This is a genomic window from Anaerocolumna sp. (assembly GCF_032079385.1).
Lineage (GTDB): Bacteria > Bacillota > Clostridia > Lachnospirales > Lachnospiraceae > Anaerocolumna.
In genome coordinates this window covers 41,794-62,473 of sequence record NZ_DAMAUC010000005.1, presented here as the reverse complement: position 1 = coordinate 62,473, position 20,680 = coordinate 41,794, and the positions used below count along the sequence as shown (strand labels likewise).

Here is a 20,680-nt window from a genome sequence, read left to right as displayed (position 1 = left end):
AAAATATTAAATAAAAGTTATTGAACGGTATTTACAGAATGGTATCGGAATAAAGGATACAACCCCAAATATTTGAACAAAGGTTATTGAACAAAGGTTGTCATGCCAACTGTATCACATTGTTCTCCTTGAATATTAGCATTCATCTTTTGAGAAAAGGTTCTATAATATCTCGCTCGACGGGCAACTGCTCCGGCTCCGTTTTCTGACTGCCCTGATTCATTATTAATTATAACAATGGTTAATCCAAAATTACCGTTATATTGTGCATTTGGGCTGCCTGGTTTCGGTTCCCAGATTCCAGTGATTACTTCGTGGCAAGAAGGTTTTGGAGGTTGTGGTGTCATCCAGAACCATATGCCGGTCATAAAACCTAATACACCATTACTTGTAAGTGACTCAGGGTTGTTTAAGAGTATAGAACTATCTCCTAAAATAACATCCGAACAAAGTCCATAATTATAATTATAGGATAATTGAATTGGTCCCCGGCCGTGGTAACTCTTTCCGGGCACTGGGAGGTAATTTGTTCCGGTACTTTGTACATAACCGATAGCAGTTGAACCGATAAAACCTAATTCTTCATTAAAGAAGAGTCCGGTCAAAGTATCATTTTCCACTTCACCAGCGATGATACCGCCGCCAGTTTCATGGGATATGTTCGCCAGAAATCCTGCCAACTCTCTTTTTTGTGTATTAATATCACCTACAGCCAGAAATGAGCCATAGTCACATATTCTGGTTTGAAGTGTTTTGGTTTGAAGCCATTCAGCATCAAAGTTCGGATCAGAATAAGTCAGCCTTTGCTCTTTTGTAGTCTTGTCCAAACGAATAATACGGTAACACCAATCTGCTCCTTCATACCACTGAACTTTAACAATGGTATTAGCCAAAGTTCTTAGGGCTTCTCTTAAGTTATTGTAAGAATAGTAATCCGTAATATTTGAAGTGTCCGGATAGTACTGTGGAGTTGCAGAACAGTTTTTCCATTCCGGTGATCCGAAGCGGTATGGAAATAGCTCGTTATACGCTGATTCTTGTATAAGTTGGTTTAGTCTGTTAAGTGCATTTTCAGGTGAATACGCGGGATTAATACCCCCATATAAGGAAAGGATTTCAGAATCCGTCAATATTTTGTTTATTGATTCAGAACCTTCTTCTTTTTGATAATTCTTTTCATTCTCAGGAACGGTCCATTCTGCATCCCCTACTAAAACCCAAGGGTCACCAGTATCTGGTTTTTGTCCGGCATTGGCATACCACCTGTTTTCATAAATTTTACCTATGTAATATACTTTTGTACCACCTGAATAATTCTTGTAATCTTTCCAAAAAGGATATGGCGGCTCAGTCATTTCACTGAGTGTCATAGAATTGGTTAAAGGTGTTAAATCTGCCGCATGAATAGAAAGTGAAGGAACAAAGATAAAAAGTAACAAAGAAAAACAAAGAATTCGTTGCAATTTTAATTTCATGAAATCCCTCCTATACGTTAGAAAAAAAGTTAATAGTTACAATTGCTATTTACGCACTTATATGTTATAAAAATACTAACATAAATATTTTGGACAAACAATAGATGAACACAACAATTACAAATAAATACAAAATATACCAATAAAAACAAAGACTATTACCTTATTAGAACTCTATATTAATATTAATGGGTGAAAAAAGAAAAAAGTATAAGCAGTATATTTGCAATGACTTTAGAAATATAAAATTGATGGCCATGGGGGAAGATTTGATATGTTAAAAAAGAAATCCTAACGGTTTATCTGCCGTTAGGACAAAAGAATGAGAACAGGGGATTAAAAATATTTGTAAACTAAAATGGGAAAGTTGATTAGTATATTTCTCTTTCCACATGCATAATTTCACCTTCAGTATTACTCTCTATGAAATTTAAGATAGTATCAATCATACTATCAGCAACTCTGGAATCTGTTGTAACACAGGCAAAGCCAAGCCCAATGCTTTGATGAATATCCTGATTTTCCACTTCTGCAATAGATACATTGAACTTATTAGAAACCTTAGCACAAAGACTTTTTACAGTCATTCTTTTTTCCTTTAAGGAATGCACCCAGGGTACGTGTATAATAATTTTAGCACTGCCGATAATCATAAGCTTCCTCCAATTTATTTTGCTTTAATTCCCAAATAATTCTTTTCGATTATTCTATTTTTAAACATAATAATGTATAATAGTATATCATGAACCTAAAGTTTGTTCATGATTTTGAGGCTGAACTTAGAGTTTGCAAACATGGTTGCTGTGTGATGTATGAGTATCCTGTTTTGTATATTCTTATTTTCTATCATGGTATAGAGGGTGATCATAATCTTGCCGCTTTGTTTATTACGTTTTTATTATATCATGAACGTTAAAGCGTGTTCATGATCTTAGCACTCTACTCGAGAAATGCAATCAAGCTTGCATTTCCCTCATTACGTTTTTAGTATATCATATTTAATATAATAATATAAAAGGAAGACAAATTAAATTGAAAAAGATATCACATATATAATTTAATGTGATAGGAAATAGGTGTGAAAATGTTATTAAAGCAGGGAGATAAAGTGGGTATTGTAGGGTGTTCCAATGCACTATCAATATCCAGCAAAACAAAAACAGATGAATTACTTAGAACTATTGAAAGTCTTGGATTAATACCGCTATGCAGTGATTTTATTTACGAAAAATACTCTGTATTTAGCGGAAAAGCTTCGGTTAGGGGCAAAGCTCTTATGGAGTTTTATTTAGAACCAGAAATTAAAGCTATCTTTGATATTTCAGGGGGAGACATTGCTAATGAAATTCTTCCATATTTGGATTTTCAAATTATAAAGAAATACCATAAGCCCTTTTTTGGATATAGTGATTTAACGACAATCATTAATGCATTATATTCACAAACCGGGCATCCCTCTTATTTGTATCAGATAAAAAATCTAATATATGATAAGAAAGTAAAACAGCAAGAAAGATTTGTTCATACACTATTCCAAGACAATAATGATTTATATAATTTAGACTATACCTTTATACAAGGGGAGAGAATGGTGGGCATTATTGTAGGCGGAAATATCAGATGTTTTCTGAAACTGGCAGGAACTCCATATATGCCTGATTTTGAGGATAAAATATTATTCCTGGAGAGTATGAGTGGAGACGTAGGATTAATGACTACTTACCTTAATCAATATAAACAAATGGGCATTTTTCGAAAGATCAACGGCATACTTTTAGGTACTTTTACTAAGATGGAGAAAGAAAAATTGCAGCCCACCATGGAGGAACTGGTAGTTAACATTGTTGGTGATGAGAAGCTGCCTATTGTGAAGACAGAGGAAGTTGGACACGGTACTAACTCAAAATGTCTTGTTATTGGTAAAAAATATATATTTTAAGTCCTTGCTCATATGCGCATAGTTCACATATGGATAGAAAAAGAAATATATTGAATAATCAGACATAAAAACCCAAACAGCTTGACTTGTATATGACATTTTTGTACAATTATAGTATAATCTACAAATAGTAAAACAATAATATAGGTAGCATTGTTTTTTAAATAAATATTTATAAATAATAAGGAGGTAATATTATGGCGGTAAAAAATGCAATGACTAGTGATTATTTACATTCTGCATATGGCGGAGAGAGTATGGCTCACATGAGGTACTTAACATGGGCGACTATGGCTGAAAAAGAAGGATTTAAAAATATTGGAAGGCTTTTCGAAGCCATTGCTTATGCAGAACAAGTACATGCCAATAATCATTACAAAGAAATAGGTGGAGAGACTGCGGCAGATGCAACAGTGGTAGCCGGTGCAGTTTTTGGTACCGGTAAAACGGTAGATAATCTGCAGGGAGCTATCAATGGTGAATTACATGAAGTAGAGCAGATGTATCCGGTATACCTAAATGCAGCAGAATTTCAAGATGAAAAAGGGGCTCAAAGATCCTTCCATTTTGCCTTAGAAGCAGAGAAAATTCATGCTGATTTATTTGCTCAAGCTCAAAAGGCAGCCAAAGAAGGCAAGGATATGGAATTTAAAAACGTATACATCTGTCCAATCTGTGGACATACAATCCTTGATGGTGCTCCGGATAATTGTCCGGTTTGTGGTGCGAAGAAAGAACTTTATAAGGAATTTTAATAACAGATTACATTTTAAATAACTTTTCAAAAATATAAAAGCTGTACATGACGTACAGCTTTTATATTTTTAGTATTATTTGATTGTAACAGTCACATGCTGTATAAACTTGTATATTTCCTCTTTGCTACTTAAATACTTATGAGTGGTAATTCCACCATTAGTAGAATCAAGATTCAGCGTGCTCTCATTTTATATAGTAATTAAATTATGTATAAATTGCCATATATTCAAGTTTATGGTATACTTATCTTAATAAGTAATAGAGGGAGTTTGGTATTATGCGCATAGCAATTTGTGATGATGAGGAGATTATATTAGAGATTATAAAAGAAAAATGTATAGCTATATTAAATGATAATAATTGTGAATATGATATCGCATTATTTAATAATGGGAAAAAATTACTTCAAGAATTAAAGAATCCGGATATTATATTTTTAGATATTAATATGCCAGATATAGATGGATTTTCGGTTGCTGAATTACTAAGAAAAGAGGGGTATAACAAATATATCATTTTTCTAACAAGTAAAATAGAATATATGCAAAGAGCATTTAAAGTAAAGGCTTTCCGTTATTTACTAAAACCAATAGACGATGCTCAATTAAAAGAAGCTTTGAAAGAGGTTATAAAAGAATTGTCTAGTAAGACTAAAATAATATTAGAACATAAAAATGGACAAGCAATTGTGGACATAAAAGATTTTATATATATTGAATCTCTTGGAGATAATACAGCTATACATATGGCAAATGAATATTACATAAGTAATAAGCCTCTTAAATATTGGGCAAATCAATTCAAGAACTTATTTTATCAAACACATAAATCATATTTAGTAAACTTATCTCATGTGAAAAAAATTGAAGATAATTTTGCTTTTCTAAAAAATAATATAAAAATCCCAATATCCTATCGAAAAAGTACTAATTTTAAAGTAGCAGTGAAAGATTACATAATAAAAAAAGCAATATAACAGTAAAGAGTTTCATGAAAAATAACAATCGGGTAATTGTAAAAAAATTATATTGTTATTAAAGGCACTAAAATGTCAGAATCGAGGTTAGAATGAATTTTGCAGTTTATTGGATTGCGCTTTATTTTTTAGAACTTATAAAAATGGGGTTAATTACAATTAAAATATTAGATTACAAATCAAATAAAAAGTATTATATATATTTTATAGGATTAATCAGTACGTTTTTATTACTTAATATTACATATATAGGTTTAATAAATGAAACTGTATTAAGTTTTTTATTTATGTTTATTATGCTTTTTGTTTTTTATCAAGTACTTTCAGGACAAAGAAAATTTTGGGGTGTTCTTCTTTCTCATATTTTACTTAGTGTAATTGATATTATATTAGCCGGTGGTTTAGTTTTTCTCTTAAAAGCTAATACAGATACAGTAATGAATAATTATTCTTTAAGGTTTGTTAGTAATTCATTGAGCGTACCTCTTCTGATTATAATTATCCTGTTTAAACACAAGAAAGAGTTGCATATGGAAAGAATCAGATTATATTTAAAATCCCGGCATATATTTTTGATGATTTTAGGAATAGTTGCATGTGGACTTTATATAGCACCTATTCAGATATATGGATTAACAAAGAGGGGATCATATGTAAGAAACTTAGTCACCTTTGGTTTTACAACAAGCGGAATCGTATTTATATTATTATGTACACTTTTTTTTATTGGCAATGCAGATAAAATACAATATAGGCATATGGTGGAAGCGAAAGAAAAGCTATTATTACAGCAACAACAATATTATAAAGCACTAATAGCAAAAGATGAAAAAACTAAAAAATTTAGGCATGATATTAGTAATCACATATATTGTTTATCATATTTATGCAACTTGGGAAGATATGATGAATTAAAAAAATATCTTACTGACTTGGAGAATACCATACAAGACTTAAGACTTAAAGTTTATACAGGTAATGAAGTAATCAATATTATAGTAAATGATTTACTAGAAAGATATAAGGAATATCATATACAATTTATATGGACTGGAATGTTGCCTGAAAATCTACGAATTTCATCTATGGATTTATGTACTATATTTTCTAATTTACTTATAAATGCCATAGAAGCTGTTGCAAAAATAGGGGATTATAATAAAAGAATAGTAAATATAAAAATTAAACTATTAGATAATAATATTATTGTGTATATTAGTAACCCAGTTTCTAAAAAGGTAAATATTATAAATAATAAATTATTAACAACAAAAAAAGACAAAGGTCAGCATGGCTATGGAAGTCTTAATGTAGAAGAGTGTGTAGAAAGATATAATGGAAATATAAGTTATTCGTGTAATGGTGATTATTTTACTGTTGAAATATTGTTTTATGACATAACAATTGAATAAATATGACGTTTATCGGGAAAACATTAACGTTCATCGGGGAAATATTGAAAACAATCTAAGTATAAAATAAAATATACTTAGATTTTTTTACGAAAGAGAGGTGTTTAAGATGCATGGTTTTATTGATGTATTTTGGAAAATACTTGATGGTGTAAAACATTCTGTGTAAAGTTCATTAATACCGTTTTAGTATAGTAAAAAAACAACACGTTGCAGTAGTGGTAAAAAATGAAGAACAGAAAGCAACCTGATGTAAAACGAAAGAATTAAGAGATGGTAAAATGTTGCTTAACAATTAACAAGCAAGAAAGGATGTTTATGTCGGTTTAAATCTTAGTATTTTATAACGTATGATGTTTATCAGTTTCTTATATATTTATCGCGCGCGAAACTGTTATACATAAAATAATTATAGGAGGTTAAAACTATGGAAATGGTTTTAAATAATGGATTTTGTATGTTATCACAACAGGAAATGGACTTGGTAGATGGTGGTGGGTTCTTTGAAGATGCATGGAATGGTGCGTGTAAGGCAGTCACTGCGGCTGCATCAGGAGCAGTAGTAGGAGCAAAAGTTGGAGCAGTTACAAGTAATCCTGTAGGAATACTTGCTGGTGCAGCAGTAGGCGGAGTCGTAAATGTTGCTTGGGATTATTTTATGAAGTAGTGAGATAGGGAGGATGATTATGGGTTATTTTGAAGAGATAAGTACAGTAGAAGAACAGGAAAACATTAACGGTGGTGGCGTAATATCCGGTATTGCAGGAGGAATGGCTGGCGCTATGATAGGAACATTTGTAGGATTAATTCCTGCTGCTGTAACAGGGGATACCAAGTATATCAAGCAGAGTGTGGTAGCATGCTCAACAGCTGTGGCTGCTGTTAGTGTATTGGCTCCTGTGCCATAATTTCTCAGATGTATAATTGAAGGTGATGCATGTGACTATTATAAAAATAGTATTCACATGTATTCTAAGGAGGATAAATTATATGAATAAGAAATTGAAAGAAGAGAATAGAGAATGCTGGGAAAGTATTCGTAAAAAAGGTTTTCGTTATTATTTTCGTACCAAAATGGCATCGTTTGGAGTAATGATGTTGCTGATATATATAATTAATTTTTTTCTAAGTATAGATGAAAATTATATAATGACTGCCATCGTATATATTGTGATAACAATAATTACACCTATTCTATCTTGGAGAATCAATGAATCTCACTATAGAAGGAGTAAACGGTGAAATACTATTGTATAAAACAACATGATATCACTGACTGTGGCGCTGCTTGCCTTGCAACAATCACAAAGCAGTATGGTTATAAAACATCCATAACAAGAATACGTGAAGTAGCAGGTACTGATAAACAAGGGACTAATGCCCATGGAGTCATTAAAGCAGCGGAACAGTTGGGATTTACTGCAAAAGGGGTAAAAGGAGATAAGAATGCGTTCTTTTCTGAATTTCCACTTCCTTGTATTGCGCATGTAGTAGTTGATGGAGGATTACTTCACTACGTGGTAATACACAAAATTACAAAGAAGCAGGTTATTATTGCAGATCCGGGGAAAGGTATTATTAAATTTTCTCCAGAAGAATTATTTGGTGAGAAAATTGAAAAAGGGAAGCCTCCATCTTATCAGTGGACGGGTGTACTAATACTCGTAGTGCCTAACCAAACTTTTAAAAAAGGTGATGATACAAAAGGAATATTTCAAAGATTCTTTCATTTATTACTTCCACAAAAAAGGTTAATCTTACATGTTTTTGTAGCATCTATATTAATTACGATTTTTGGAATACTGGGATCTTTTTATTATAAAGTATTAATTGATGATATTTTATCATCAGGATTAGAAAAGACACTACATGTCTTATCTATAGGAGTTATATTCTTACATTTATTCAAAGTAATCTTATCTGCATTTCGTTCACATTTACTTTTATATTTAAGTCAAAGATTAGATATAGCATTATTGCTAGGATATTATAGACATGTAATCGAATTGCCTATGAATTTTTTTGGTACACGTAAAGTTGGTGAAATAATATCAAGATTTAACGATGCGTCAAAAGTAAGAGATGCTATTTCAGGGGCTACCCTGACTATTATGATTGATACGGTTATGGTTGTTGCAGGTGGAATCATTCTATATTTTCAAAATCCATATATGTTTGGTGTTACAATTATAATTGTAATTCTATATTTTATAATAGTAGTTAGTTTTAATAAGTGGTATAAGAAGTTAAATCAAACTCAGATGGAGAATAATGCGCAATTAACCTCCTATATGGTGGAATCCTTAAATGGTATTCAAACGGTAAAAGCATATAATGCAGAAAGAAAAGTTAATCTGGAAACAGAAACTAAATTTATAAGATTATTAAGAAGTGTGTTTAATTTAAGTTGGGTCAGTAATTTACAGGGTTCGCTAGTAGCTTTTGTGGAACTGACAGGTGGAATTGTTATTTTATGGGTTGGTGCTTATAACGTGATAAAAGGGGAATTATCAATTGGTCAATTAATTACATTTAATTCACTTTTGGCATATTTTCTGGAACCTGTAAAGAATTTAATTAATTTACAGCCACAAATGCAAACTGCCATAGTTGCGGCAGATAGATTAGGTGAAATTCTTGATTTAGAACCCGAAAGATTATCTAATGAGGAAAAGAAGTTAGCACCTGATAGTTTAAGAGGAAATATTATAATAAAAGATGTTAATTTTAGATATGGTACAAGGAAACCGGTTCTTGAACATATAAATATGAATATAAAGCAAGGGGAAAGAATTGCTCTTGTTGGAGAGAGTGGTTCAGGGAAAACAACGTTATCTAAATTGCTGTTAAATCTCTACAGCCCTGAAAATGGAGATATATTAATTAATAATAATAACATAAAGGATATTAAATTAGAGACTCTACGTGAAAAGATTGCATACATACCACAGGAGACATTTCTTTTTAGTGGAAGTATTATGGAAAATTTAACACTTGGTTTAGATGATGTAACCATAGAAGAGGTGATTGAAGCATCAAAAAAAGCCCAAGCCCATGAATTTATTAATGAACTTCCACTACGGTATGAAACTAGATTGGAAGAAAATGGAACAAATCTATCAGGAGGTCAAAGGCAAAGACTTGCAATAGCAAGAGCTATTCTTAAGAAACCGGATATTTTAATTCTGGATGAGGCTACAAGTAATCTGGATTCTATTACAGAAAAAGCAATTGAGGATACTATTGAGAAATTTAGTAAGGGAATGACTACAATTATTATTGCACATAGGTTAAGTACCATAAGGAGATGTGATATGATTTATGTTTTGGAAAAAGGGAGAATTATTGAAGCGGGTAACCATGAGGAGTTGATTAACATTAATGGACAATATTCGAAGCTTTGGAAGCAACAGGTGGAATAGAACTATATGAATTTACTGTATATGAAAAATATTATAATACAAATCGGATTGCAATCTGCAAGCTAAAGAGTGCGATGGTGATTATTTTGTTGTCAAAGTTTTGTTTTATGACATATCAGTAATTGAATACATATGACGTTTATCGGGAAAATCTTAACGTTCATCGGGGAAATATTGAAAACAATCTAAGTATAAAATAAAATATACATAGGTTGTTTTTTATGAAAGAGGAAAATATTATAATCTTTGGATAAGACAGGTTGAAACAAAAGTATATACAAAAGAAGACTAATTGAAAAAGGTACTATAAACATAAGCTTAGAGATTCTGAGAAAAGAATTAGTAAATAAGGAGAATTATATGAAAAAAATAAATAATAAAAACTATTTAATATTAGGTATCATTATTGGAATAATAATTTATTTTATAATATCAAGTATATTAAACATATTTTCATAAATTCCAAAGATATTAACGAGTTTCTTAGGTACCTTACTTCAAAGTAGAAGCTTGTTTCTATAATATATTAAGATAAGGAGATTTTAAAAATGGAACAATTAGAATTTGATGTTATGACTCAAGACCAGATTATGAATGTTGAAGGTGGGGTGGGTTTTGCAGTTGGTGTTGGCATTGGTATTGTTGCAGGGTGGGTTGCAGATGGAATCTTAGATGCAACTACAGGCAAAACTGGTTCAGAATACGTTAGTGACGCAATAAGTGCCGGTGCTAAAAATGTATTTAATAACTTTTTTAGTAGAAGTAGTGGTGCAGGTGACATATCTAGTAGTGGATATTCCCATAGTGGTGGGACAAGAGCATTTTAAAGTAATATGATCCTCTATAAAAATTTAGTGCAATTTAAAATGAGAAAGTTATTAAATTTCTAAATGATTTAATTTTTTAGTTTAGTTTTTCAAAATCATCAGATTACATGTTTTTACAATTAATAAGTATGCTGATCGTATTATAAAAGGCATTGTATGTTTAAAAAGGTTCAATGCGTGTGTTATCCCAAGAAAAGACTTTCTTGGGATCGCTAAGCGGGTATTTTAACCGTTAGTAAAGAAAGCTATATTTGAAAGCCTTGAAGCACTTGTCAGAGTAATAAGATTATAAAGAAAGCATTGGACTATCCTGATAAAATACGGTTGGTAAATCCTCAGGCGCTTCCGAACAGGAAAAGCTCCTTATAGGGGTAGAGCAAGCCACCGCTTAGCTGGTGGTCTTGACTCTTTTATAAAATAATTAATATAGGATAACAACAAAAAGAGGAAAACAGCAATGCGCAAGTTTCATAAATACTTATCAATTATAGTGCCTTTCTTCCTTGCTATTGGTATACAAATTGGAACTGGTATAATATGCGGTCTTATATATAGTATAGTTTATTTAATATTTTTACTATTATCAAGGTGGGAGTTTATAAAAGGTGGAAGTGTTGATTTTAATATAATCTTGGATAAAATGACCATAATAGAAAATTTATATTTAATTAAAATATTAAGTATATTATCTGCAATTATATGCATAATAGTCTTTTATCAATGGATACGAAAATATTATCCCCAAAATGTAAATAGTAAAATATTCAGTATATTATCTTTAAAGAATATTAGTTTATTGTTAATTTTGAGCTTTGGGTACGGATTACTTGAAATAGGTGCCTTAAATTTAGTTATATACGGATTTCATAATGCATCACAAAATTATATTAATATGATGAATAAATTATATAGCGGGAATCAGATTGTTACTTTGCTATATTTAACATTGATTGCTCCAATTTCAGAAGAATTAATTTTTAGAGGAGTAATATTAAAAAAAGCTTGTAATGAGCTTACATTTATAGGAGCTAATATTTTACAATCTATATTGTTTGGAATATATCATATGAATATTATACAAGGAACTTGTGCATTTATAGCTGGACTATTATTAGGATACATTGCTTTTAAATATAAAACAGTTATGGCATCAATTGTTTTGCATAGCTTTCTTAATTTCAATTTAAGTGGTTTCCTTTTAAGGGGTCTTTATCCTTCTACTACAAAGTATATTATTTCTTGTGTAATTGGATTAGTCTTGTTGCTAATTGTGATGAGAATAATAAAAAAGCAAGAGATATGATGATGGTAAATTTTACTCTTCCGTTCTTGAGGGAGAGTTTTTGTCTATTTTACCATGAGTGAGGGAAAAATTATATAGAAAAATCCTTTAAAATCAATGAGCTAAGTATTTGCCAGAAGTCTATAATATATCATCAAGGAGAATACAATGAAACCAATTCTTATAGATATTAACGAATTATCAGATAGCAGAGAGTTTTATGAGTCAAAACCAAATGTTTTTATAACGATGTTTATTTATTTAATTTTATTGTTTATAATAGTAGCATTTATCTGGATGTACTTTGGACATATTGATATTGTTGTGAAATCAGAAGGAATGATACGGCCAAATGATAAGGTTGCATCAATATCGGGTACATTTGGAGGAACTATAGAATCGGTTCATTATGAAGATGGTACATACGTAAAAGAGAATGAGTTACTTTTTACTATTGAGCATGAAAACGTTAAAAAAGAATTAGAATTTTATGAAAATCAGCATACTGATGCAGAAAATTCGTTAAAATTGCTTCATATATATAAAAATTCTGTAGAAGATGGAATTAATTATTTTACTAATAGTATTGATGAAGAAGAATATTATTTAAAGTTTGAAGGCTATTATATCAATTATCAAATGTTAAAAAATGAGTATGAATATGGAAGTAAAGAAATGAATTTAAATTTACAATCTACTTCAGAACAATTGTTAACTCTAAATAATAGTCTAAGACTTTCAAAGAAATTAAAAAACTCAATTGAGCAAAATAAGAATCTTTTTACAAAAGTAGAAGGAGAGCGAGATTATTTAAATCGTTACTTAAAATACGTAAGTGACTATCAAACTCTTGAAAATCAATATAATTCAACAAAATCAGAGATTGATTTATCTACAGCAGAAGAAGGATTAGTCAACTCATATGAGCATTATGAGAGATTATTAAAAGGGCTTAATTTATTATATTCTAGTATAGAGGCAGATAAGAATTTATTTACATCGACCAGTAGTTATAGCCTGCAATATGAAGAATATGACAGTAAACGTAATGAGCTTATTATAGCTTATGAGCAAGCAAAAGAAAATCATTCCATTAACAAGGCCTTAGAAGGTTTAGCTGTAACAGAATGGGAAGTTCAGCAATCTATGACTGCAATGGAAGAGGCAGAGAGGGCAATCAAGGAGTACAAGATAAGTTATCTTTCAAGTATTGCTACTAATATTACTGATGTAAAAAAGAATGTTAATGAAATTAAATTGGCAAAAGATAATACACAAAGTAAGGAAGAATTATTAGAAGAAAATGAAAAGAATAAAAAAGCGGCTTTAGATAATTTTAAATTGCAATATATTGTAGAATTAGAAGCTGCAATATTAGCTCTTAATGATAATATAACTTCACTACAGTTTAATAAAGACAAGCTTGAACTTCAAGAAGATAAAAATCGAAACTTACAGTTAGATAAAGATCAACCCATGAATATTATTGAGTATCGGAATAATGAACTTAGAACCACCATTAATAGTATTAATTCTTTAGTTGATAAAAAAGCAGAAATTGAAGCTAATATAGATAAACTTAATACACAGATAGATAATGCAATAGTTAAGGCCACTAAATCTGGTATTGTTAATACAGCAGTGGAATTAGTTGAAGGGGATTTTTTACCTGCTGGAACAGAGGTTTTAACAATTATTCCGGATGATAGCAGTGAATATAAAGTGAATATTTATGTAAGTAATGCTGACATAGGTAAACTAAAAGAAGGTATGAAAATCAAATTCAATATTTATGCTTTGCCAAATAGTGAATATGGATATCTTACTGGCGATATAGCAAAAATATCAAAAGATATAAAAGTAGATTCTGCAAATTCTGTAGGATATTACTTAGTGGAAGCAAAACTAGATAATAATACTTTATATAATTCTAAAGGTGAAAAGGCACAACTTAAGGCAGGAATGTCCTGTCAGGCCCAGATAATTACTGAGAATAAAAGGATTCTATTCTATCTACTTGAAAAAATTGACTTATGGTTTGATTAGTGGGGGCAACATGACCAAGAAAAAATACATATATGATAAAACAAGAAGAGTTGTAATTAGTATAGTGATAAGTATTTTATTTAGCTTAAATCATTTTGAATATATTAATGCTGAACAAATTACTTATATAATAGGAGGCACCAATAATAAATATACTTATGATGAATTAAAAAATTACTATGAAATAAATAGTATCTCTTACCTAAGAAGTACTATTACGTATCAAATTGAGGCTTTAAAAGCTAATCTCATAACTGATAATTATAATAACCTAAATAACCAGTACCTTTACTCTCTTCAAAGAATATCCGAATTAAATGCAGTTAAAACCGAATTGAATGAATATAAAAACAAATTAGTGTCATCAAAAAATGTTGAAAATGGACAAGATAATAATTTAATGAATTCATATAGTGAAATAGAAGATATAACAATTATTTTAGGTGAAATTGATAAGCAAATAGCAGCAATAGATGAAGAACTAATTCAATTTGAAAAAAATATTAATACTCTTCAAAGCAGTGTAGCAGATGCAAAATTGCAAGAAGACATTTCTTCTTTTTATCAAACATATCAGACTGCTCTTGTTAATCAATCTCAAAACTTACTAAAACATGAGTTCTTAAAAAAATGTATTAATATGATTTTATCAAATGAGCAAATTCATTATTATAATTCATACCAAACATATTTAGATTTACAATATAAAACAGAACTTATAAAAAATGAATATGGTTTATCTACAGGGGTAAAAATTAATGAAATAAAGTTAGAAAGTTTAAAAAATAGAAATTTATTAAAAAAGCAAGAAAACAATTTTTATATGATTAAGAAATATATTGAAAATGAAGCAAAGATTAGTAAGTATGCTACATTAATCTTTGAACTTCCTATATATGAGAAAAATTATAATATAGATCAGATTTTCTATAATTTTCTCGAAAAAAACACTAATTACATGCAATTGATAAATTTCGAGAATAGTTATCGAAATTATTTAACGAATAATTTAAATTTAGCGTCAGATGTATATCGACAAATTGAGCTTCAAATAAAAGATTATAGTCTGCAAGCCCAAGAATTGAAGAATAGCATAAGTGCTTATGTTGAAGAAGCTATATTATCATACCATAATGCATTTGATGTAATGGAAGCAGCAAAATTAGAATTGCAAAATAAAAATGATAAATATAATATTGTTAAAATAAAAAAGAATTACAAAAAAGCTACAGAGTTAGAACTGCAACAAGCAGCGTATGAAAAAGATAAAGCGAAGGTGGATTATTACCAAAGCTACTTAGAAATAGTGATGTGGGAGAATATTATTGAATGTGGAATTTATAAAAGTATATAATACAAACTTCGCATATAGATTTTAGCTATGCACCTTGAAATAAACTGGATGAGGATTGATACAATCGTAGTTGTTGATTTCAATACCATTATTTGCAGCATAGTTGAGATAGAGAAAGTTAATAAGCTGAAGCCTTAGTTAATGATTATGTATAAATTGCCAAAAGTACAATAATGCGGTATACTTATTTTGACAAATAAACAGAGGGGGTTTGGTTATTATGCGTATAGCAATTTGTGATTATGAGGAGCTTCCCTTATAATTTAAAGATAAGTTAGGCGATTGGTTAGTATGTTTAGGATACCGGAGTAGAGGAGCTATCTAAGAAATATATTGAAATGGAAAAATTAAAATATCGGAACTGCCAGATAATGTATTGGGTAGAATAATTCCGGAAAGTAATACAACATATAAGTTCGCAGAGTGGATTGAAGAGATTAGAAAACATATATCATATCTATACGTTAGGACCAGTGTATATGATTGGCGCTAACAAATCAACCTTATAAATACTTTGTAAATATCTATGTAGTTTAAAGAAAGAAAATATTTTGGTATACTAACCATTTGATGAATAGTATTAATAAACAATTGAATAAAAAGAATTAAGACAGTTATTTTATGGTTAATATTTGAGCTGCAGGATTAGAAAGAAAATGGAGGATTACGATGAAGAGAGGTAAAGTATTTATTGGGATATGTGCTGGAGCGATAATTGTACTTCTTGTGATAGTGTTTTACTTTGTTGTGAATTCTAATGCCAATTTAGATGTAGGAGACATAGAAGTGGGAGATGTAGATGTAGGAGATAAAAACCCTATGAGAGGAAAATCTAATAATAGAAGACAATCACAAAGTATAACAAAGAATTACTCTTTTGATAATATAAGTGATTTTTCTTCATTTGTAGTGAATCACAATGTTGGCGATGTTATTGTGGGGTATAATAAAGGTGAGAATATTGAGGTTGAAGCAACATGTTTTATAGAATTTTATAATCAAGATGATGTAGATAAGATTGAAAAAAATGTAGATGTCATTATCACGACTAAAGATAATGAATGTCTAGTTGCAGCGGTTAGTAAAGAGGATAATAATACAGATTTGTGGGATTGGGTTAGTGAAAATGTAGAAAATGTAAATTTCAGCATTAGTTTAGCAATTTTTCTCCCACGAAGTTTTGTATTTTACATTGTTGAGACGGACTGTGGAGGAATAAAATTATTAGGATTAGAGGGAAATATTAAGGCGAAAACAGATACTGGAAGTATTGAGGTAAAAGATTGTATTTTTGAAGGTGATTGTTCTGTTAGTACTGATACGGGAGCAATATCTTTAGAAATTAGAAAAGGTCTAGAAGTAAAAGCAGATATATTTGTTAAGACAGATACAGGGAGTATCACCTTGGACTTAAGCGGAAATAATGTTGAATATAAAGAAAAAGATAAAAAAAGTATTAAATGTGTCGTAAATGGCATTTGTAATTTAAATGCAACAGTCAATGCAGCAGGGAAAATAAGTGTGTATGAATAGTTATAATTAATATATAGAAATGATGTGAAAAATATGAGGTATATCATTTTACCACAAAACGCTAATGAACTAAAAAAGATTGGTGAAACAAAGGGAGTAGGTATATATGCTATTAAATATGAGGAAATGGGAAGCCATAATGTGGCATTAATTCAAGGAAAAGAAACTTGCATAATAATAGAAGAAAGAGTAATGCAAGAATTAAGTGATAAAGAAAAAGAAGCAGTTTATTACCATGAATTAGGACATTTACATAGTATATCGCAACAAGGTATTCTTTTTATTCAATGTTTTGGAGTATTGTTTTCAGCAATGGGACTACATTTTGTTTTGTATGGTAATAGGCACCATTATATTATCGTAATTGGTGTTATTATATTTTTATGTGTTGGATGGATAAAAAAATACGTGGAATTTAATGCTGACAAATATGCGGTTTCAGCAGGATGTAATAGAGAAGATTTAGTATCTGCATTAAGTTATTTAGGAGTCATAATATGATGAAATTTAATTTAAAAGTATCAAAAAATGGATTTATATATTTATTTGCGCCTATTTTTGCATCTAATATAACAACATTTATTATCAATAGACAATATTGGAGCATGCGATTAGCAGCATTTACATTTACAGTTTATTTTCTATTAATGTTTGCATTTATTAGGACAAGTGGTTTTAGTATTTATCAAGAGAAAATACATTTTAAGGTTTTTGGCATTACTTTTCAAACATTACCGTTTAATGAAATAGAGTGTATTAAGTTAACTGAAAATGGAATGGGATTAACAACTTTATCAAAGAATAAAATTAAAATTATACCTTATAAATCAGATGGCAAAGGATTTATTTATTCAATACATAATGAGGAAAAATTTATTGAAACACTAAGTAATAAAAATATAAAAATATTCTATGATGATAATTTAACGGAAGAAAAATCAGACGAACAGACTAAAAGAGTAAAACGAAATAGAGTATTACAAATATTGTTAATTGTGATATTAGTTGCTAGTCTAATATCAATTCTCATGTGGGATGTATTATATAATTTGATCGGCGTTTATTTGGTTTTTAGTATTTTAATTACAAATATAGTCGTTTCGATTATATTTGTTTTTGCCCTTAAAAAGAAAATCCCAAAGGCAAATAAAGATTATGGAGTTTATAAATAGTTTATAACATAATGAAAAAGTAGGTAAATGCAAAATAGCTTCGTAATTTTGAACCACAGGGAACTCATCCTGAAATAAGAAAAATTCGCATGAAAAGCGGTGATGGATAATAATAGATGAGACAATTATTTTGAAAGGATATGATTAAAAATAAAAACTATACGGAAATCTTTTTTTATCTATTTTTATTGTCAGGTTATAGCAACAATACTTATTAAATATTTTTATTCCAATATTATAAGTATTGTTGTTTTTGCAATATATTTGTTGCAAATTATATTTCTATTTAGATTATATTATAAATACAATTTGCCAAAAAACTCGATCTCGATAAAAAGAATGCTTGTAATGGGGCTAACTTCGTTTCTAATTTTTATAAGTTATAATATAGCAGAGACAGGATTTATAATGTATTTTATCCCAAACTATGAGCAAGTTTTTGAACTAAAATCAATAGACTATTTTAGCATTGCTATTGTTGCCCCAATTTCAGAAGAAATAATATTTAGAGGGTTTATAATGAAGAAGTTAAGTGATAAATATTCTTTCATTATAGCGAACTTTATACAATCATTAATCTTTTCTATTTTACATATGAACATTGATTTATTTCTATTCTTCCTTATGTTTGGAATGATAATGGTTATGGTAAAAAGAAATTTGAATATTTACTGTTGTATTTTAATACATGTGCTATGCAATACATTTGGATTGCTAGGAATAAGTTTAGATATAAAAATGTTTGAATTACCAAGAATACTATATCTTTTTATGGGGTTATTATTTATATCTTTTACTTTTATGATAATATGGAAGACGAAGGATACGAAAGAGATTGAATTAAATGAGCATTAACCTTAAGTGGTTACTCTAGTAGAAGCGATATAAGCCAGTTCAAAAGTCTGGTGAACGGTTCTGTACAAATTGTGTACAGGATTTTTAAAGCCATAAGGGCGGATTACAGATATGATTATTTTGTCATTCAACAAGCTGAACTGCCCGCTTACCTTTACGTTATTTGTAGTATACTGAGCTCCTATAACTAAGTATAAAAGATATCACTCAGCAGCCAACAAAGTTTTTCGTTACATTTCATACCTGAGTGAAAGGAAAGGAATGGATATAATTATGAAATTAATCAAGAAAGGAATAGCTTTAATAATCTACGCTTTCTTAATTGCAACAGGTTACTGGTCAGGAGGTACTGGTGTAAAAGATGAATGGGACAATCTAATGAAATGGGCAAATAAGGGAAAAAAATAAGCCGTTTCCCTGTAGCCGCAGGTGTTTGGCAGGTGGAATCATTGGAACTTATGCAGGTTTAGTACCAGCTAATGAGACGGTGTATTATAGGAAATAGTGTAGGCACAGCGGGTGTCTAGGTGAGAGCAGGTTTTCCAGCACGAGAATATTAGTTGTTAAAAATTGAAGATAAATTATAGAAAAAATAACGCATACCAACAAACGGTTCATTTTCCTGTCTATGAATTAATAAGAGGTGGTTTAAATGAAAATAAGAGAAAAATTTATATTAGAGAATAAAGAATTCATTGCTGAATGGGAAATAAAAAGAAAGGTCGGAAAAATAAGATATATTACAGTAGGAATAATTAGATTTGCATTATTCACTACTGCGATATTATTAGGAAATGGTTTAGTAAATAATAAAATAGAATTAAATAGTTCAGATCTAATTACAATTGTTTTAATTTCTATACTGGCACCTATTATTAGCTGGTTTGCTAATGAATACAGATATAAAAATAATGGTTAGATTTTTTATATTATTAATTATCAACTAATAATTAATATCAGGGAGATAAAATATATGAAAAAACTATGGTTTGGTATAAGTTTATTTTTATTCTGTATTAGCATGGCGAATTTTTTTCAAATATTTAATGATAAAAAGTATAGCGAATTTTCACTTGCTATTATAGTATTAGGCGAAATTTTGATAGATATTTTTTTGGCTCTGTATATCACTCTTATCTTTAATGAATTTATTATTAAGAAAGTATATAAATGTAAATTACTATATTCTTATAAATTCACAAAGTATACAAAAATTATCGCAATGGTAGTTCTTATAATTTTATATACCGGCAAGAACATTTCTTTAATATATCATATCCCAGAATATTTTATTATGTTGCTTTATCTATTGACATTAGCGTATTCTTTTATAGCTATAAGTACGAAGATAAATAATTTATATATGAATGACAGTAAGATTTTTATTATGAAATTTGATAAGTATATTGAATTCAGTAAAATTATTAACTACAAATTGAATATGTTACCTTTAAATATATACCAATTGGAAATTAAAACAACGGAAGATGAATTCAAATTTAATTTATCTAAAAACACATATCAAGCTTTTGCTGCCCAAATGAGGACTATTTAGTAAACCTAGGAAAAATATCATATGAACAATGAGTTAATAAGTGAATTTGAAGCTGCTTTTAAAATGGAATATA

Annotated in this window: 21 protein-coding genes; 19 read left to right on the top strand and 2 right to left on the bottom strand. The window is 29.5% G+C overall.

Annotation, left to right across the window (positions count from 1 at the left end):
* Window positions 1–83: 83 nt before the first annotated feature.
* Both RT261_RS05950 and RT261_RS05945 read right to left on the bottom strand, forming a co-directional pair.
* Window positions 84–1,475, bottom strand: coding sequence for a glycoside hydrolase family 19 protein (locus RT261_RS05950; protein WP_313130616.1), 1,392 nt, complete (start codon window positions 1,473–1,475; stop codon window positions 84–86).
* A gap of 371 nt (window positions 1,476–1,846) precedes the next feature.
* Window positions 1,847–2,128 (bottom strand): DUF503 domain-containing protein, encoded by a 282-nt coding sequence (locus RT261_RS05945; RefSeq protein ID WP_313130613.1) that lies wholly within the window; start codon window positions 2,126–2,128, stop codon window positions 1,847–1,849.
* A 431-nt stretch (window positions 2,129–2,559) separates the two neighbouring features.
* Between RT261_RS05945 and RT261_RS05940 the strand changes: the two genes are divergently transcribed.
* From RT261_RS05940 to RT261_RS05855, 19 genes are all read left to right on the top strand, one after another.
* Window positions 2,560–3,414 carry a S66 family peptidase gene (locus tag RT261_RS05940; protein ID WP_313130902.1) on the top strand — a complete coding sequence of 285 codons (855 nt, stop codon included), beginning with the start codon at window positions 2,560–2,562 and terminating at the stop codon, window positions 3,412–3,414.
* Between the two features lie 197 nt (window positions 3,415–3,611).
* Entirely contained in the window at window positions 3,612–4,169 is a 558-nt protein-coding gene (locus RT261_RS05935) for a rubrerythrin family protein (protein WP_313130611.1), read from the top strand.
* 281 nt (window positions 4,170–4,450) lie between these two features.
* Window positions 4,451–5,149, top strand: a complete 699-nt coding sequence (locus RT261_RS05930) for a LytR/AlgR family response regulator transcription factor (RefSeq protein WP_313130609.1) — start codon at window positions 4,451–4,453, stop codon at window positions 5,147–5,149.
* A gap of 92 nt (window positions 5,150–5,241) precedes the next feature.
* The gene (locus RT261_RS05925; protein WP_313130607.1) at window positions 5,242–6,561 is read left to right on the top strand and encodes a sensor histidine kinase; all 1,320 of its coding nucleotides are present in this window, start codon (window positions 5,242–5,244) and stop codon (window positions 6,559–6,561) included.
* 427 nt (window positions 6,562–6,988) lie between these two features.
* Window positions 6,989–7,228, top strand: a complete 240-nt coding sequence (locus RT261_RS05920; protein ID WP_313130605.1) for a Blp family class II bacteriocin — start codon at window positions 6,989–6,991, stop codon at window positions 7,226–7,228.
* A gap of 19 nt (window positions 7,229–7,247) precedes the next feature.
* Complete coding sequence (locus RT261_RS05915) at window positions 7,248–7,469, top strand: hypothetical protein (RefSeq protein ID WP_313130603.1); 222 nt, start codon at window positions 7,248–7,250, stop codon at window positions 7,467–7,469.
* An 82-nt stretch (window positions 7,470–7,551) separates the two neighbouring features.
* Entirely contained in the window at window positions 7,552–7,803 is a 252-nt protein-coding gene (locus RT261_RS05910; RefSeq protein ID WP_313130601.1) for a hypothetical protein, read from the top strand.
* Window positions 7,800–9,983 carry a peptidase domain-containing ABC transporter gene (locus RT261_RS05905; RefSeq protein WP_313130600.1) on the top strand — a complete coding sequence of 728 codons (2,184 nt, stop codon included), beginning with the start codon at window positions 7,800–7,802 and terminating at the stop codon, window positions 9,981–9,983. The genes RT261_RS05910 and RT261_RS05905 overlap by 4 nt, the downstream gene beginning before the upstream one ends.
* A 548-nt stretch (window positions 9,984–10,531) precedes the next feature.
* Complete coding sequence (locus RT261_RS05900; RefSeq protein ID WP_313130598.1) at window positions 10,532–10,810, top strand: hypothetical protein; 279 nt, start codon at window positions 10,532–10,534, stop codon at window positions 10,808–10,810.
* Between the two features lie 457 nt (window positions 10,811–11,267).
* Window positions 11,268–12,113: a CPBP family intramembrane glutamic endopeptidase gene (locus RT261_RS05895; protein ID WP_313130596.1), complete on the top strand. Its 846-nt coding sequence runs from the start codon at window positions 11,268–11,270 to the stop codon at window positions 12,111–12,113.
* Window positions 12,114–12,260: 147 nt separating this feature from the next.
* Entirely contained in the window at window positions 12,261–14,138 is a 1,878-nt protein-coding gene (locus RT261_RS05890; protein ID WP_313130594.1) for an HlyD family efflux transporter periplasmic adaptor subunit, read from the top strand.
* Between the two features lie 10 nt (window positions 14,139–14,148).
* Complete coding sequence (locus tag RT261_RS05885; protein ID WP_313130590.1) at window positions 14,149–15,492, top strand: hypothetical protein; 1,344 nt, start codon at window positions 14,149–14,151, stop codon at window positions 15,490–15,492.
* A 669-nt stretch (window positions 15,493–16,161) separates the two neighbouring features.
* Window positions 16,162–17,025: a hypothetical protein gene (locus RT261_RS05880; protein WP_313130587.1), complete on the top strand. Its 864-nt coding sequence runs from the start codon at window positions 16,162–16,164 to the stop codon at window positions 17,023–17,025.
* A 33-nt stretch (window positions 17,026–17,058) separates the two neighbouring features.
* Window positions 17,059–17,526, top strand: coding sequence for a M48 family metalloprotease (locus RT261_RS05875; protein ID WP_313130899.1), 468 nt, complete (start codon window positions 17,059–17,061; stop codon window positions 17,524–17,526).
* On the top strand, window positions 17,523–18,197 hold the full coding sequence (locus RT261_RS05870; protein WP_313130585.1) for a hypothetical protein: 675 nt from the start codon (window positions 17,523–17,525) through the stop codon (window positions 18,195–18,197). Before RT261_RS05875 ends, RT261_RS05870 begins: the two co-directional genes overlap by 4 nt.
* A 339-nt stretch (window positions 18,198–18,536) precedes the next feature.
* Window positions 18,537–19,052: a lysostaphin resistance A-like protein gene (locus RT261_RS21115; protein ID WP_442871763.1), complete on the top strand. Its 516-nt coding sequence runs from the start codon at window positions 18,537–18,539 to the stop codon at window positions 19,050–19,052.
* A 261-nt stretch (window positions 19,053–19,313) separates the two neighbouring features.
* Window positions 19,314–19,460 (top strand): hypothetical protein, encoded by a 147-nt coding sequence (locus RT261_RS05865; RefSeq protein WP_313130583.1) that lies wholly within the window; start codon window positions 19,314–19,316, stop codon window positions 19,458–19,460.
* Between the two features lie 244 nt (window positions 19,461–19,704).
* Entirely contained in the window at window positions 19,705–19,971 is a 267-nt protein-coding gene (locus RT261_RS05860) for a hypothetical protein (protein ID WP_313130581.1), read from the top strand.
* 54 nt (window positions 19,972–20,025) lie between these two features.
* Window positions 20,026–20,607 carry a hypothetical protein gene (locus tag RT261_RS05855; RefSeq protein WP_313130579.1) on the top strand — a complete coding sequence of 194 codons (582 nt, stop codon included), beginning with the start codon at window positions 20,026–20,028 and terminating at the stop codon, window positions 20,605–20,607.
* The last annotated feature ends 73 nt before the right edge of the window (window positions 20,608–20,680 follow it).

Bases quoted from the DNA above. Each gene is read 5' to 3' on its own strand.
- RT261_RS05950 (WP_313130616.1), bottom strand. From the start codon at position 1,475: ATGAAATTAAAATTGCAACGAATTCTTTGTTTTTCTTTGTTACTTTTT.
- RT261_RS05945 (WP_313130613.1), bottom strand. From the start codon at position 2,128: ATGATTATCGGCAGTGCTAAAATTATTATACACGTACCCTGGGTGCAT.
- RT261_RS05940 (WP_313130902.1), top strand. From the start codon at position 2,560: ATGTTATTAAAGCAGGGAGATAAAGTGGGTATTGTAGGGTGTTCCAAT.
- RT261_RS05935 (WP_313130611.1), top strand. From the start codon at position 3,612: ATGGCGGTAAAAAATGCAATGACTAGTGATTATTTACATTCTGCATAT.
- RT261_RS05930 (WP_313130609.1), top strand. From the start codon at position 4,451: ATGCGCATAGCAATTTGTGATGATGAGGAGATTATATTAGAGATTATA.
- RT261_RS05925 (WP_313130607.1), top strand. From the start codon at position 5,242: ATGAATTTTGCAGTTTATTGGATTGCGCTTTATTTTTTAGAACTTATA.
- RT261_RS05920 (WP_313130605.1), top strand. From the start codon at position 6,989: ATGGAAATGGTTTTAAATAATGGATTTTGTATGTTATCACAACAGGAA.
- RT261_RS05915 (WP_313130603.1), top strand. From the start codon at position 7,248: ATGGGTTATTTTGAAGAGATAAGTACAGTAGAAGAACAGGAAAACATT.
- RT261_RS05910 (WP_313130601.1), top strand. From the start codon at position 7,552: ATGAATAAGAAATTGAAAGAAGAGAATAGAGAATGCTGGGAAAGTATT.
- RT261_RS05900 (WP_313130598.1), top strand. From the start codon at position 10,532: ATGGAACAATTAGAATTTGATGTTATGACTCAAGACCAGATTATGAAT.
- RT261_RS05895 (WP_313130596.1), top strand. From the start codon at position 11,268: ATGCGCAAGTTTCATAAATACTTATCAATTATAGTGCCTTTCTTCCTT.
- RT261_RS05890 (WP_313130594.1), top strand. From the start codon at position 12,261: ATGAAACCAATTCTTATAGATATTAACGAATTATCAGATAGCAGAGAG.
- RT261_RS05885 (WP_313130590.1), top strand. From the start codon at position 14,149: ATGACCAAGAAAAAATACATATATGATAAAACAAGAAGAGTTGTAATT.
- RT261_RS05880 (WP_313130587.1), top strand. From the start codon at position 16,162: ATGAAGAGAGGTAAAGTATTTATTGGGATATGTGCTGGAGCGATAATT.
- RT261_RS05875 (WP_313130899.1), top strand. From the start codon at position 17,059: ATGAGGTATATCATTTTACCACAAAACGCTAATGAACTAAAAAAGATT.
- RT261_RS05870 (WP_313130585.1), top strand. From the start codon at position 17,523: ATGATGAAATTTAATTTAAAAGTATCAAAAAATGGATTTATATATTTA.
- RT261_RS21115 (WP_442871763.1), top strand. From the start codon at position 18,537: ATGCTTGTAATGGGGCTAACTTCGTTTCTAATTTTTATAAGTTATAAT.
- RT261_RS05865 (WP_313130583.1), top strand. From the start codon at position 19,314: ATGGATATAATTATGAAATTAATCAAGAAAGGAATAGCTTTAATAATC.
- RT261_RS05860 (WP_313130581.1), top strand. From the start codon at position 19,705: ATGAAAATAAGAGAAAAATTTATATTAGAGAATAAAGAATTCATTGCT.
- RT261_RS05855 (WP_313130579.1), top strand. From the start codon at position 20,026: ATGAAAAAACTATGGTTTGGTATAAGTTTATTTTTATTCTGTATTAGC.